This window comes from Curtobacterium subtropicum (assembly GCF_030362975.1).
GTDB classification, from domain to species: Bacteria; Actinomycetota; Actinomycetes; order Actinomycetales; family Microbacteriaceae; genus Curtobacterium; species Curtobacterium subtropicum.
On sequence record NZ_JAUCMM010000008.1, the window covers coordinates 152,675 to 165,762 of the forward strand.

The window sequence follows — 13,088 nt, forward strand, 5'->3', positions numbered from 1 at the left end:
CTCACACGGCCCGGTCGCGTGCTCGCGTGCTCGCGTGCTCGCCGTGGCCGGTCGCGCGCTCCGCCGCAGTGCGACGATGCCGTTGTCGCACGACGACGCATCTGTCGTCTCGCCCGGAGACGCGCGACGACCTGCGACCGAGACGACGGAACCGCTGTCGTACGACGGCGCATCTGTCGTCGTACGCGAGGGCGTCGCGACTCAGGCGGAAGCGTCGAGGTACACGGATCCGCGCGGTTCGTCGGTCGCGGCGACCTGGCGGAGCGCACCGAGGTGCTCCAGGGTCTGCCGCCGCTCCGTCTCGAGCTCCGCGAGCCGGTCGCGCTGCGCGGCCAGCAGCCGGGAGGCACGACCCACCAGTGCGCGCGGCACCGGCCCGAGCGTGGTCGGCTCGGACCACGCGGTCGCATTCGGCGCAACGGCTGCGGTCTGCGGGATGGCGGGCACGATGGCGTCGGTCGCGGTTGCCACGGTCGTCAGCAGCTCGCGTTCGAGGGCGTCGAGCACCGTCGCCCACTCGCTCTGGCCGGCCTCGACGGCGACGTCGTCGGCAGCGATCTCCCCCGCGTCAGGCGACACCGAGTGCTCCCCCGCTGGCGGCCCGTGGCGCCTGCGTCGTCGCGAGCGCCGCGGCGGCCTCGTGCCACGACTGCCGCAACGGCTCGAGGATCCGGATGCAGTCGCGCGTGGCCTGCACGTCGCGGTGCACGTTCGCCGTGATCAGGGACGTGGACGCGTAGTTGTAGATCGCGAGGAGCCCCTCGCCGCCGTCCCACACGTCGATGCGCAGCGTGGACGACAGCTCGCCGACGATGGCCTGGGCGTGCAGGAGCTGCTCGCGCGCAGCGTCCCAGTCGGACGTCGTCTGCGCGGCCTCGGCGCGGTGCAGGTCGAGGAGCAGCCGGTCGTAGAGCATCGTGACGAGCTGCGCGGGCGTCGCCGACAGCACGGCCTCGTTCGTGTACTGCGCGCGGCGCTGGTCGGTCACCGTGCGGGGCTGCGCGGCCTGCCGGAAGGCGGCGGTCTGCAGGTCGAAGGCGTTCATGGTCGTTCCCGTCACTTCGACGTCGACGCCAGCTGGCCGGAGAGCCACGCCGACTGGGACTGGAGCTTGCTGAGGCTGGTCTCGAGGGCGGAGTACTGCGCCTGCAGTGTCGCCCGGCGAGCGGTGAGGCGGTCCGACCAGTTGTCGATCTGCGTCGTCAGGTCCTTCGCGACCGACTGCTGCCCGGTGATCGAGGTCGTGATCGACCCCGTGTACTTGTCCGACGCCGCCGTCGCCGCCGCACCGACGTTGGCCGCGACCCCGGAGAGGATCGCCTGCGTGCCCTGCGGGTCGTCCGCCAAGGCCTTCTGGAAGGCCGCGGCGTCGAAGCTGAACGTGCCGTCCTTCTGGATGACGATGCCGATCGACGACGGCGACTTCCCGTTCACCGGGGTCGACATCGTCGTGGTGAGGCGCTGCACGGCGTCGCGGGTCGTGCCGTCACCGGTCAGGACGCCGGCCTTGGTGGAGGTCGTCCCGGTGGTCGGACTCGTCGTGCTCGTGACCGCCGTGTTCGTGGCGTAGTACGAGGTGACGGCGTTGAGCGCGTCGACGAGCCCGGACGCCACGGTCTGGGCCTTCGTGGTGTCCTGCGCGACCGTGACGGTCACCGGGTCGGCCGTGGTCTGCGTGACCGTGACGTCGAGCCCGGGGAGCAGGTCGTCGAACGTGTTCGTGGCGCTCGTCACGGTCTGCGCGGCGGCGGTGCCGGCCCACAGCGTGACGCTGGCGTCCTTGCCCTGCGTGACGACCGCGGCGCCCGGCTGGGAGAAGACGTTCGTCGCGGTGCCCGCCGTGACGTCGTCAGACGTGCCGCGGTAGAGCGAGAACGACGCCGCGGCACCGGTCTTCGTCGCGCTGAGCTGCAGGCGGTAGAGCTTCGTGCCGTCGGTGTCGGTGCCGGCGGCGACCTTCGTGGCGGTGACCCCGGCACCGGCCTTGTTGATCGCGCTGACCGCGTCGTCGAGCGATCCGGAGGCGGGCGTGACGGTGGTCTTCTTCCCGTCGGCGCCGACGAGCGTCAGGGGCTCGGCGGCGGACGCCCAGGTCGACATCGCGGCGGTGACCCCGACGTGCGCGGCAGCGGTCGACCCGACCTGGAAGCTGACCGAGCCGGCGGCGGCCGTGGCGTCGGTCGCGACCGTGACCGCGGTGGACGAGCTCGTGGCACCGTACACGTCGAGCGACGTGGCCTTGGCGGCGTCGCCGGCCTTCGTCGCGAGGGTCTGCACCAGCGAGTTGATCGTCTGCAGCGACGACACGAACGAGTTGGTATCGGTGAGCTTGTTCTTGAGCAGGGTCTGCGGGACCTGCTCGATGGTCATCAGCGAGTTGATCAGGTCCGTGGTCTTGAGACCGCTGACCAGACCATCGATCGCGAGACTGTTGCCCGAGACGGACGACGTCGACATCGCGGGGCTCCCTGTCGTCGGGGGTGGTCGTGGGTGTGGTGACGCCGCCGCCCGGAGGACTCGAACTCCTCCGGACGACGGCGTCGGTGGTGCTAGCGGAGGAGCGAGAGCACGCCCTGGGTGCTCTGGTTCGCCTGCGCGAGCATCGAGGTGCCGGCCTGGCTCAGGATGTTGTCGCGGGTGTACTTGACCATCTCCTGCGCCATGTCGACGTCAGTGATGCGCGAGCTCGCCGCGGTCAGGTTCTCCTTGGCCACGTTCGTCACGTTGATTGCGTGGTCGAAGCGGTTCTGGACCGCACCGATGTTCGAACGTGCAGCGGAGACGTTCTTGATCTCCGCGTCGATGGCGACGATCGCCTTCTGCGCGTTCTCGTTCGTGTCGAAGTGCAGCGCGCCGGTGGTGGCAGCGCCAGTGGCGTCGACGCCGTCCACGGTCAGGTTCTTGGCAACTGCCGAGACATCCGCCTGCTTGAGGTCGACGGTGATCTTTGAGGAGTCACCCGAATTGGCGCCGACCTGGAAGGTGAGCTTCCCCGAGCCGCCGCCGGCGGCGACGTCGGCCGCGTTCGTCGCTGCCTTCCCGTCGAGCAGCTTGATCCCGTTGAAGTTGGTCGAGTCCGAGATGCGCACGAGCTCCTGCTGGAGCTGCCCGACCTCGGTCTCGATCGCCTTGCGCGAGGTGTCGTTGTTCGAGTCGTTACCCGCCTGCACGGCCAGGTCGCGCATGCGCTGGAGGATCGAGTGGGTCTCGGTGAGGCCACCTTCAGCGGTCTGCACGACGGAGATGCCGTCCTGCGCGTTGCGGGCGGCGACCGTGAGGCCACCGACCTGCGACTTGAGTCCCTCGGAGATCGTCAGGCCCGAAGCGTCGTCGGCGGCGCGGTTGATGCGGAGACCGGTCGAGAGCTTCTCGAGGGACTTCGACAGGTCGTTCTGCGTCGCGTTGAGGTTCCGGTACGTGTTGAGTGCCGAGAGGTTGGTGTTGATGGACATACCCATGGTGGTTTCCTCCGTGAATCCTTGGGTGGTGGTGCCTGCCCGTCCATGGGCTGACATCCGTGACTCTCGGCAGGTTCGCCGAGGTCGTTAGGAGTCGGCGAGGAAATCTCCCCGCCGAAGATCAGCTGGCCGCCACGGCCGTCGGCGCCGACGCGTCCTGCACGGCCCGGGCGACCCCGGCGGCAGCGTTCGCAGCGACCCGCGCCAGGTACGCGCTGCGCCGTGCGGCGGTGGTGCGGGACGCCGGCTCGACCGCGGTGCCGTCGCCGTAGTGCTCGGCGAGTCCGTCGCGCAGGAGCCGCATCGCCTCGGACCGCTGCTGCGACACCGCGGAGTGCGTGATCCCGAGCTCGGCGGCGACCTCGGTCACGGACCGGTCGCCGAAGTAGACGTTCTCGACCACGAACCGCATCCGGTCGGGCAGCGCGGCGACGGCGGCCCGCAGGTACCGGCGCTTCTCGGCCTCGAGCAGGTCCTCGCCGGGCAGTGGCTGGTCGGACGCGATGACGTCGTGCACGGTCTCGTCGAGTGTGCTGACGGTGCGGCCCGCGTCGGACATGGCGTCGGCGGCGGTCTGGCGGTCGACGCCCATCGCGTCGGCGATCTCCTGCACGCCGACGGAGCGACCGAGTCGAGCGGACAGGGCTTCCTGCGTCGCGAGGGTCTCGCGGATGCGCTTCCGCGTGCCGCGTGATGCCCAGTCGGCCGACCGCATGTCGTCGGCGATGGCGCCGGTGATCCGGGTGCGGGCGTAGGCGCCGAAGGGCACGCCGAGCTCCGGGTCGAACGCCTCGGCGGCGGCCACGAGCGCGAGGGACCCCACGGCGGCCAGGTCGTCGCGGTCGAGGTGGGTGGCGCGTGCACGGACGTCCGACACGATGTAGCCGACGAGCGGCAGGTGCTCCACGATCATCGCGTTGCGTGCGTTCCGGTCCATTGGCTTCCCCTGGTCGACGTGCTGACTGACCCGTCCGTGGGCGCGACGGACACCGGCCCTCGGGAGGCCGGTGCGGTCGACGAAGAACCACCCGGTTCCCTCCGGGCGGTGCACCCGCGCCCCTGCGACGCGGTGCGGGGGCGAGCCCCTGCGGTGCGTTCCGAATGTATCGGCTGGGAACTCCCCGGCGCGGGCTGTGAACGTCCCCAGTGCGGGGGGACGCGGGGTTCCGGCGGTCCGCACTTCGGCGGACCCACGGGCCGGAACGGCCGTTCTTGTCCCCCGGTCTGGGTGACGGCCCGTCCCCCACCCATCGACGACCGGGAGGCACGACCCACCCCGACCCGCCACCCGCGCCCGCCTCGTGGTCGCGTCGACCACCGTGGTCCGCTTACGACGGACGGCCCGGCGTCGATAGGCCCCGGTGTCCACCGGAAGGCGGACCGGCGCGACCCGACCGACCGTCGCCGAACCCGACCCCACCAGCGAGGAGCCATGAGCGTGAACGACCTGTCCGCCGTCCTCTGGCGCGAGCGCGAACTGCTCGAACTGCTCACGTTCAAGCTCGAGGAGGAGCAGCTCCTGCTCGCCGCCGGGCGCTCCCGCTGGGTGTCGCACGCCAGCCGCGAGGTCGAGCAGGTGCTCGAACGTCTCCGCAGCACCGGACTCGAGCGGGCCGCGTCGAGCGCCGCCGTCGCCGAGGATTGGGGCGTCGACCCCGATGCACCGCTGCGCGACGTGGTCGCCGCCGCCCCGAACGGCCCCTGGGGCGAGATCCTCGCCGCGCACCTGACCGCGATGGTCGAGCTGACCACGCAGATCGGCGCGCTCCGCGACGAGAACGACCGCTTCCTCCGCTCCGCCGCGCAGGCCACCGAGGAGACCCTCGCCGGGTCGGTCGGCGATGCCGCGACCTACGACGCCTCGGGCGGCTCCGGCTCCCGGGCGGACGGCGCACGTCTGTTCGAGGGGACCCTGTAGCACCGTGGTCAGCACCTTCGGGTCCCTCGCGACCGCCTACTCCGGCCTGACCGCGGCCCGCGCCGGCATCGACGTGACCGGGCAGAACATCGCGAACGCCGGCACCGCCGGGTACACCCGCCAGCGCGTCACGCAGTCCTCGGTCCCCGCCGTGCAGACCGGCTTCGTGCGCGGGACCGCGGCCCTCGCCGGCCAGGGCGTGTCGATCGACAGCATCGCGCGGCTCGGCTCCCTGACGCTCGACGCCGGGCTCCGCACCGCGACCGGCTCCTCGGCCTGGGCGCAGACCCGCGCGACCGGGCTCTCGGCGATCGAGGACGGCCTGCACGAACCCGGGAAGAACGGCCTGTCGGCACAGCTCGACACGTTCTGGTCCGCCTGGAGCGACCTCGCCGCGCACCCCGACGACGCGGGCGCCGCCTCCACCGTGATCGCCGCGGCGTCCACCGTCGCGGGCACCCTGGCCGCCGGCTCGACGGCCCTCGACACACAGTGGAGCACCGTCCGCTCGACAGCCGCGACCCAGGTCGACCAGCTCAACGACGCGGCGGCGCAGGTCGCCGACCTGAACGGGCAGATCCGGTCGACGCTCGCCGCCGGCGGCAGCGCGAACGAGCTGCTCGACCACCGCGACCAGCTCACCCAGGAGATCGCCGGGTTCGCGGGCGGTACGGTCCGGACGAACGCCGACGGCACCGTCGACGTGCTCCTGGGCGGCAACCCGCTCGTGCAGGGCGACACGGTCCGCACCGTCGCACTCGAGGGCGGTGCACGTCTCGGCGACGGGCAGCCCGTCACCCTGCGCTGGACCTCGGGCAGCGCCGGCGCGGTGACGCTCGACGGCGGCTCGATCGGCGGCGCGCTGTCGCTCCTCGCCCCGGCCTCCGGTGGGACCGGTGGCGCGATCGCCGAGGCCTCGGCCGCGTACGACCGGGTCGCGACGCGTCTCGCCGAGACCGTGAACACCGAGCACGCGAAGGGCACCACACCCACCGGTGCCACCGGTCAGCCGTTCTTCGCCCTCGCCGCGGGCACGCCGGCGGCGCAGGGGCTGTCGGTCGTCCCGACGGACGGCGACGGGTTGGCGACGCGGAACGCGGCGGGGGAACTCGACGACTCGTTCGCCGACGGGCTCTCGCGACTCGGCTCGGTCGCCGGGGGCGCGGACAGCACCTGGGCGACGTTCGTGGCGGGGGTGGGCAGTGCCTCCCGGACGGCCGGATCGGAGGCAACGCTCACCGGACTCGCCCTGACCAGCGCGCGCACGCAGCAGCAGTCGGGCGCCGGCGTGGACCTCGACGAGGAGAACGTCGCCCTGCTCAGCTACCAGCACGCCTACCAGGGCGCGGCGCGCGTCCTCACCGCGGTCGACGAGATGCTCGACACGCTCATCAACCGCGTCGGACTCGTCGGGAGGGGCTGATCGTGATCACCCGTGTGACCACCCAGATGTCGATCGCGTCGGCGACGGAGCGGCTGCAGGCGAACGCCGCCCGCGTCGCCGAGGCCACCCAGCGTGCCACCACGCTGCAGGCGATCGCGAAGCCGTCGGACGACCCGGTCGGGACCGGCTCGTCGATGCAGGTGCGGAAGGAGCAGGCCGCCGCCGCGCAGTACACGCGGAACGCGGACGACGCTGTCGGCTGGCTCGCGACGACCGACAGCGCCCTGTCCGGCGCCCACTCCGTCCTCACGACGGTGCGGGACCTGACCGTGCAGGCCGCGAACTCCGGCGTGATGGACGACACCGCCCGCGACGCGTTCATCACGCAGTTCCGGGCGCTGAAGGCCGACCTCGAGTCCGCCGCGAACACGACCTACGGCACCCGGTCCGTCTTCGCCGGGTCGTCGACGGCACCCGATGCGTACACGTCCGGCTCCGGCTTCGTCGCCTCGACGACCGCGGTGTCCCGACGGGTCGGCGACGCCCAGACCGTGCGCGTGGACACCCCGGGGGCCACGGCGTTCGGCTCGGGGACGTCGTCGGTCTTCTCGGTGATCGACGGGATCGTCGCCGACCTGCAGAACGGTGTGAACGTGAACCCGAAGCTGAACGACGTCGACACGGCGCTCGGCACGCTCCGCGCGGCGCAGGCCGACGTCGGTGTCCGGCACGCGGCGGCGCTGAGCGCGCAGGACGCCCTGAAGACGTCGTCCGTCGCGCTCGAGACCCGACGCGCCGGCATCGAGGACCTCGACCTCGCCGGTGCCGTCCTCGACCTGCAGGTGCAGCAGACCACCTACCAGGCAGCCCTCGCCGTCACCGCGAAGGTCCTGCAGCCGACCCTGATGGACTACCTCCGATGAGCATCGACCTGACCTTCCCCACGCCCCCGTTCGGCCTGTCGCCGGCACCCGTGTTCACCCTGGAGCCGGTCGAGGGCGCCGAGGGCCTCTTCGCCCTGCACGGCGGCGACGCCCGGCTCTTCCTGCTCGACGCCGCGGTGCACCTGCCCGACTACGCGCCCGCGCTCACCGATGAGCAGGCGGCGACGATCGGCCTGACCGACCCCGCCGACGCGATGCTGCTCGTCGTCGCGAACCCGGGGGCGTCCGGCACGACGGTGAACCTGCTCGCCCCGGTCGTCGTGCACGCGCGGACGGCCGTCGGCGCGCAGTTCATCCTCGAGGACCAGGACCTGCCGCTCCGCGCGGAGCTCGCGCGGCGGTAGGGCGCGGGCGCAGGGCTGGGCGGGGCTGGCGCTGTCGTACGACTCGCCCGCTGTCGTAAGACAACGCATTCGTCGTACTTCTCGCGGAACCGCGCTCACTCGCGGCTGGCGCGACAGGTCCGTTGTCGTACGACAGCAACTTCGTCACCCTTCTCGCCGCCGTCACTCCTGCACAGGCGGGAGGCTCATCTCATCATCCACAGTTCGACCCACCTCCGCCGATCGCGCCGCTCCAGGACGCGAGGCTGGCGGACATGCACGAACGAGTCCTCGCCGTCCCGCTGATCCGGACGAGCAACTTCCCGTCCGCGGAACGACGGGCGCTGCAACGTCGCGCTCAGCGCGGTGAGCTGCTGTCGATCCGTCCCGGTGTCCTGGTCGACCCCGCGTCGATCGTCCAGCTCCTTGCGGAAGAACGACATCTCCTGCTGGTGCGTGCCACAGCGCACCGCATCCGTCCCCCGAGACTGCTGGCACACCGCAGCGCCGCGCTCGCGTACGGACTTCCCCTCGTCGGTGACCCGCCGGACCGTGTGGAGCTCCGGGATCCGCGGCGTTCTCGCGCGGATACCACCGCCCACCAGCGGGTCCGCCCGGTCGCCGTCCGCGCAGCGCGCACTCGGTGGGACGGCACGCCGCCCTACGAGCCCTCGACGTTCGCGGGCATCGCCGTCGAGCCCCTCGTCGACGTCCTGGTGGACGTCGCCGCAACCGAACCGCTCGCCACCGCGCTCCCGGTCATCGACGCGGCGTTGCACGACCGTCGAGTGCTCCCGGAGATGCTGGCGGAGGCAGCCGCAACCGTCGCCACTGCGCACGACAAGGCGGCGACCGCACTCGGGATGGGCTCGGCGCTGTCGGACTCCCCGGCGGAGTCGGTGTGCCGCGTGCGCTTCGTGCAGCTCGGGGCGCCGGTCCCCGTGCAGCAGCACGTCTTCGCGCGGTCGGGTGAACGGACCGCGGTCGTCGACTTCTGGTTCCCCGACCAGGGCGTGGTGGTCGAGGTCGACGGGCGCGCGAAGCACGGCGAGGGGCCGGATGCCGCTGCTGCGCACTGGCAGGAGAAGCAGCGCGAGGACTTCCTCCGCTCCTTCCCCGAGGTCCGCACGGTCGTCCGGGTCGTCTGGTCCGACCTCACGGCGCCCGAGCGGCTGCGCGCGAAGCTCCTGCGGGCGGGTGTGCCGTGCCGCTGACGCCGATCGGATGCGCGACGGCCCAGCACCACGACGGCCAGGCTGCGCGACGGCTCGGCACCACGACGCCTGGATGCGCGACGACCTCGCTGCGCGACGGCCCGGCCGGGGCGTCCGTGGTCCACCGCGCGCGCAGAGCTCCCACCGCGAGCGCGTACCTTCAGCGTCATGGCCCGACAGCACAACGACGGGGCGATCGTGCCGATGCCGCCCGCCCCGGTCCAGCCCGACACCCGCGACGACCGGACCCCGACGCCCGACAGCCCGAAGGGGTGGGCGAAGATGCTCGACCGCGTGATCGCGGTGCAGCGCCCGGTGGTGGTCGCGCACGTGAACGCGGTACGGCGACGTCACCCGGACGCGAGCCCCGCCGAGGTCATCCAGATCCTCGAGCGGCAGTACCTGGCGGCGGTCACGACCGGTGGCGCGGCGGTCGGTGCGAGTGCGGTGATCCCCGGCGTCGGCATGGCTGCTGCGCTCGGCCTCAGCGGCGCGGAGACGGTCGGCTTCCTCGAGGCCACCGCCCTCTTCGCGCAGTCGGTGACCGAGGTGCACGGCATCGCACTCGAGGACCCCGAGCGCTCCCGCACCCTCGTGATGGCCCTCATCCTCGGCGCTCCCGGCACGCAGCTCGTGAAGCAGCTCGCCGGTCAGGCCGCCGGCGGCCAGGCCCGCTCGGCGTTCTGGGGCGAGATGGTGACGGCCTCGTTGCCGAAGCAGGTCGTCAGCGGCATCGGTGGCAAGGTCCGCGACCAGTTCATCAAGCGGTTCGCAGCCCGGCAGGGTGCCTCGGTCCTCGGTCGCGCGCTGCCCTTCGGCATCGGTGCCGCGGTCGGAGGGCTCGGCAACCACGCGTTGGGCAAGAAGGTCGTGGAGGCCTCCCGAGAAGGCTTCGGCCTGCCCCCGCGGCACTTCACGATCGTGCTCGAGGCGAAGCCGACGAAGGAGCGTGGGCGCGGCTCGAAGGACAAGGTCACGAACGACAACGGCGCGGAGGACCGAGGGCGACGTGCTCTCCCCTGGCGTCGGAAGGACCGCGACGACGAGGACCTCTGGGCAGACACCCCGCACCGCGACCCCCAGCACGACCGCGACTGACGTCGACGAGCCGGCGGACGGACCGGCGAAGCGGCAGGCCGAAGGACCGTTGGACGAACGGACGGGAGGCGCGGTGCCAGCCGGCACCGCGCCTCCCGTCCGTCACCCGCTCACCACGTCACGCGCGCCGCTTCGGCGTCCGCACCACCTGTCCGGCGTGCGCGAACCCGCCGCCGAACCCGAAGAGCAGTGCGAGCGCGTCCTCCGGCAGCTCCCCGCGGTGCCACGCCTTCGACAACCCGAGCGGCACGCTCGCGGCCGACGTGTTCCCCGACTCCACGACGTCGCGCACGACGTACTTGTCCGAGCCGCCGAGCGCCTCGGCGAGGGGCTCGATGATGCGGAGGTTCGCCTGGTGGAAGGCGAACACGGCGATGTCGTCGAGGGTCACCCCGGCGGCGTCGACCACCTTGCGGGCGTGGCCCTCGGCCTCGGTGATCGCCCAGCGGTAGATCGACCGACCCTGCTGGGTGAAGTACTCCGGGTCGCGGGTGACGAGCACGGCCTCGTTGAGGTGCGGCACGCTGCCCCACGAGACGGGTCCGATCTCCGCGGTCTTCGATGCGCCGATGACGACCGCTCCGGCACCGTCACCCACCAGGACGCAGGTCGAGCGGTCGGTCCAGTCGGCGATGCTCGACAGCGTCTCCGACCCGATCACGAGCGCGGTGTCCGAGGCCCCGACGCGGATCGACTGGTCGGCGAGGGCCATCGCGTACTCGAAGCCACTGCACGCGGTGTTGATGTCGATCGGCGCCGGGCCGTTCGCCATGCCGAGCGCCGCCGCGACCCGGCCCGCGGTGTAGGGCGACCGCTCGCGGTGCGTGGTCGAGGCGACGATCACCAGACCGATGTCCGACGGTTCGAGGCCCGCATCGGCGATGGCCATCCGGCCGGCCTCGATCGCCATGCTCACGACGCTGTCGTCCGGGCCGGCGATGTGGCGGGTCTTGATGCCGGTGCGGGTGGTGATCCACTCGTCGTTCGTGTCGACCATGGTCGACAGCTCGTCGTTGGTGAGGACTCGTTCGGGCTGGTGGTGGCCGAACCCGAGGATCCGGCTGCCACGGAGTGCTGGCGTGTTCACCCGCGGCACGCTACTCCCCTCCGCGGAGCGCTCATGCCCGACAGGGCATGCAGGGCTGGCTCGACCAGCCGCCCGATCAGCCGTCCGACCAACCGCCCGCGATCACTTCCGCGCGGCCGCCGTCGCCCGGTCGTTCGCGCGCTTGATCGCCTGCACGAGCTCGTCCTTGTCCACCTTCGAGCGCCCGCTGACGTCGAGGCGCTTGGCGATCTCCATCAGGTGGGCCTTCGAGGCGTTCGCGTCGACGCCGCCCTGCGTCTCCCCGGACCCGCGCGTCCCAGCCGCTCCGGAGTCCGACGGACCGGAGGAGTCCTTCTCCTCCCAGTGGTCGCCGACCTTCTCGTACTCGTGCTTGACCGCAGCGTAGGCGGTGCGGTGCGCGCGCTCCCCGGGCCCGTAGGTCTCGTTCGCCGAGTCGAGGGTCTCCGTGAAGATGTCCTGCGCGTGCTTCGGCGACCGCTGCAGCGTGCTGGGGATCTCGTCCTTCGCGGGCATGGTGCGTCCTTCCGTCCGGGATGTGTCGGCTGCTCTCCGCCGAGAGCAGGTCGCTCCGTTCTACGCCGGTCGCATGACCGGTACCCGCAGGGCCTGGTCCGCACACCGGGTCGGGCGTAGACCGGGGGCATGGACTACACACACCTCGGACGGACAGGGCTGTCGGTGTCACGGGCGGTGCTCGGCACGATGAACTTCGGCCCGGAGACCAGCGAGGACGACTCGCACGCGATCATGGACCGGGCGCACGAGCTCGGCGTCAACTTCTTCGACACCGCCAACGGCTACGGCGGCTCGGTGGGCAAGGGCGCCACCGAGGAGATCATCGGCCGCTGGTTCGCGAAGGGCGGCGGACGGCGCGAGAAGACCGTGCTCGCCACGAAGGTCTACGGCGAGATGATCGACTGGCCGAACGGCGGCAAGCTCAGCGCGCTGAACATCCGGCAGTCCCTCGACGCCAGCCTCCGCCGACTGCAGACCGACCACGTCGACCTGTACCAGTTCCACCACGTCGACCGGGCGACCCCGTGGGACGAGATCTGGCAGGCGATCGACGTCGCCGTGCAGCAGGGCAAGGTGCTGTACGTCGGCTCCTCGAACTTCGCCGGGTGGCACATCGCCCAGGCGCAGGAGGCGGCCGCCCGTCGGGGTTCCCTCGGCCTGGTCAGCGAGCAGTCGATCTACAACCTCGTCGTGCGCGACGTCGAGCGCGAGGTCCTGCCCGCTGCCCGCGAGTACGGCCTCGGCGTCATCCCGTGGTCACCGCTGCAGGGCGGCCTGCTCGGCGGCGTCATCGAGAAGACCGAGAACGGGTCCCGGCGCCTCTCCGTCCGCAGCGCCGAGTACGTCGAGGGCCACCGCGACCAGCTCACCGCGTACGAGTCCTTCGCGAAGGAGCTCGGCCACACCCCGGGCGAGATCGCCCTGGCCTGGCTGCTGCACCAGCCCGGCGTGACCGCGCCCATCACCGGCCCGCGCACCATGGAGCAGTGGGAGTCCGCGGTCCGCGCCGTCGACATCCGTCTCGACGACGCGGCGCTGGCGCGCCTCGACGAGATCTTCCCGGGGCACGAGAACTCGCCGGAGGACTACGCCTGGTGAGTCGCTGACGCGAGCGTCGGACGGGAGGCGGGGGGGGGGGGGGGGGCCCCCCCCCCCCCCCCCCCC

General features: G+C 72.0%; 14 protein-coding genes. 7 read left to right on the forward strand and 7 right to left on the reverse strand.

What is annotated here, in order from left to right; genetic code table 11:
* Positions 1–201 precede the first annotated feature (201 nt).
* The 5 genes from QUG98_RS12410 to QUG98_RS12430 form a co-directional block, all read right to left on the reverse strand.
* Complete coding sequence (locus QUG98_RS12410) at positions 202–579, reverse strand: hypothetical protein (protein ID WP_289470821.1); 378 nt, start codon at positions 577–579, stop codon at positions 202–204.
* Positions 569–1,045 (reverse strand): flagellar export chaperone FliS, encoded by a 477-nt coding sequence (fliS, locus tag QUG98_RS12415; RefSeq protein WP_289470823.1) that lies wholly within the window; start codon positions 1,043–1,045, stop codon positions 569–571. The genes QUG98_RS12410 and fliS overlap by 11 nt, the downstream gene beginning before the upstream one ends.
* An 11-nt stretch (positions 1,046–1,056) precedes the next feature.
* Positions 1,057–2,457 carry a flagellar filament capping protein FliD gene (fliD, locus tag QUG98_RS12420; protein ID WP_289470824.1) on the reverse strand — a complete coding sequence of 467 codons (1,401 nt, stop codon included), beginning with the start codon at positions 2,455–2,457 and terminating at the stop codon, positions 1,057–1,059.
* Between the two features lie 92 nt (positions 2,458–2,549).
* The gene (locus tag QUG98_RS12425) at positions 2,550–3,458 is read right to left on the reverse strand and encodes a flagellin N-terminal helical domain-containing protein (protein WP_289470825.1); all 909 of its coding nucleotides are present in this window, start codon (positions 3,456–3,458) and stop codon (positions 2,550–2,552) included.
* Between the two features lie 121 nt (positions 3,459–3,579).
* Positions 3,580–4,395 carry a sigma-70 family RNA polymerase sigma factor gene (locus QUG98_RS12430; RefSeq protein ID WP_289470826.1) on the reverse strand — a complete coding sequence of 272 codons (816 nt, stop codon included), beginning with the start codon at positions 4,393–4,395 and terminating at the stop codon, positions 3,580–3,582.
* Positions 4,396–4,890: 495 nt separating this feature from the next.
* On the opposite strand from QUG98_RS12430, the gene QUG98_RS12435 reads away from it, so the two are divergent.
* The 6 genes from QUG98_RS12435 (at position 4,891) to QUG98_RS12460 (ending at position 10,339) form a co-directional block, all read left to right on the forward strand.
* Positions 4,891–5,376 carry a flagellar protein FlgN gene (locus tag QUG98_RS12435; protein WP_289470827.1) on the forward strand — a complete coding sequence of 162 codons (486 nt, stop codon included), beginning with the start codon at positions 4,891–4,893 and terminating at the stop codon, positions 5,374–5,376.
* A gap of 4 nt (positions 5,377–5,380) precedes the next feature.
* Positions 5,381–6,799, forward strand: a complete 1,419-nt coding sequence (flgK, locus tag QUG98_RS12440) for a flagellar hook-associated protein FlgK (RefSeq protein ID WP_289470829.1) — start codon at positions 5,381–5,383, stop codon at positions 6,797–6,799.
* Positions 6,800–6,801: 2 nt separating this feature from the next.
* Positions 6,802–7,683 carry a flagellin N-terminal helical domain-containing protein gene (locus QUG98_RS12445; protein ID WP_289470830.1) on the forward strand — a complete coding sequence of 294 codons (882 nt, stop codon included), beginning with the start codon at positions 6,802–6,804 and terminating at the stop codon, positions 7,681–7,683.
* Entirely contained in the window at positions 7,680–8,048 is a 369-nt protein-coding gene (fliW, locus tag QUG98_RS12450) for a flagellar assembly protein FliW (RefSeq protein WP_289470831.1), read from the forward strand. Before QUG98_RS12445 ends, fliW begins: the two co-directional genes overlap by 4 nt.
* Positions 8,049–8,302: 254 nt before the next feature.
* Positions 8,303–9,241: a hypothetical protein gene (locus tag QUG98_RS12455; protein WP_289470832.1), complete on the forward strand. Its 939-nt coding sequence runs from the start codon at positions 8,303–8,305 to the stop codon at positions 9,239–9,241.
* A gap of 168 nt (positions 9,242–9,409) precedes the next feature.
* Complete coding sequence (locus QUG98_RS12460; protein WP_289470833.1) at positions 9,410–10,339, forward strand: hypothetical protein; 930 nt, start codon at positions 9,410–9,412, stop codon at positions 10,337–10,339.
* Positions 10,340–10,457: 118 nt separating this feature from the next.
* Here the strand turns inward: QUG98_RS12460 and QUG98_RS12465 are convergent, their stop codons facing one another.
* Together QUG98_RS12465 and QUG98_RS12470 are read right to left on the reverse strand one after the other, a co-directional pair.
* The gene (locus QUG98_RS12465; RefSeq protein ID WP_289470834.1) at positions 10,458–11,426 is read right to left on the reverse strand and encodes a beta-ketoacyl-ACP synthase III; all 969 of its coding nucleotides are present in this window, start codon (positions 11,424–11,426) and stop codon (positions 10,458–10,460) included.
* Positions 11,427–11,528: 102 nt separating this feature from the next.
* Positions 11,529–11,921: a ChaB family protein gene (locus tag QUG98_RS12470; protein ID WP_289470835.1), complete on the reverse strand. Its 393-nt coding sequence runs from the start codon at positions 11,919–11,921 to the stop codon at positions 11,529–11,531.
* Between the two features lie 129 nt (positions 11,922–12,050).
* On the opposite strand from QUG98_RS12470, the gene QUG98_RS12475 reads away from it, so the two are divergent.
* Positions 12,051–13,022, forward strand: coding sequence for an aldo/keto reductase (locus tag QUG98_RS12475; RefSeq protein WP_289470836.1), 972 nt, complete (start codon positions 12,051–12,053; stop codon positions 13,020–13,022).
* The last annotated feature ends 66 nt before the right edge of the window (positions 13,023–13,088 follow it).

Bases quoted from the DNA above. Each gene is read 5' to 3' on its own strand.
- QUG98_RS12455 (WP_289470832.1), top strand. From the start codon at position 8,303: ATGCACGAACGAGTCCTCGCCGTCCCGCTGATCCGGACGAGCAACTTC.
- QUG98_RS12435 (WP_289470827.1), top strand. From the start codon at position 4,891: ATGAGCGTGAACGACCTGTCCGCCGTCCTCTGGCGCGAGCGCGAACTG.
- fliW (WP_289470831.1), top strand. From the start codon at position 7,680: ATGAGCATCGACCTGACCTTCCCCACGCCCCCGTTCGGCCTGTCGCCG.
- QUG98_RS12475 (WP_289470836.1), top strand. From the start codon at position 12,051: ATGGACTACACACACCTCGGACGGACAGGGCTGTCGGTGTCACGGGCG.
- fliS (WP_289470823.1), bottom strand. From the start codon at position 1,045: ATGAACGCCTTCGACCTGCAGACCGCCGCCTTCCGGCAGGCCGCGCAG.
- QUG98_RS12430 (WP_289470826.1), bottom strand. From the start codon at position 4,395: ATGGACCGGAACGCACGCAACGCGATGATCGTGGAGCACCTGCCGCTC.
- QUG98_RS12470 (WP_289470835.1), bottom strand. From the start codon at position 11,921: ATGCCCGCGAAGGACGAGATCCCCAGCACGCTGCAGCGGTCGCCGAAG.
- QUG98_RS12425 (WP_289470825.1), bottom strand. From the start codon at position 3,458: ATGGGTATGTCCATCAACACCAACCTCTCGGCACTCAACACGTACCGG.
- QUG98_RS12460 (WP_289470833.1), top strand. From the start codon at position 9,410: ATGGCCCGACAGCACAACGACGGGGCGATCGTGCCGATGCCGCCCGCC.
- fliD (WP_289470824.1), bottom strand. From the start codon at position 2,457: ATGTCGACGTCGTCCGTCTCGGGCAACAGTCTCGCGATCGATGGTCTG.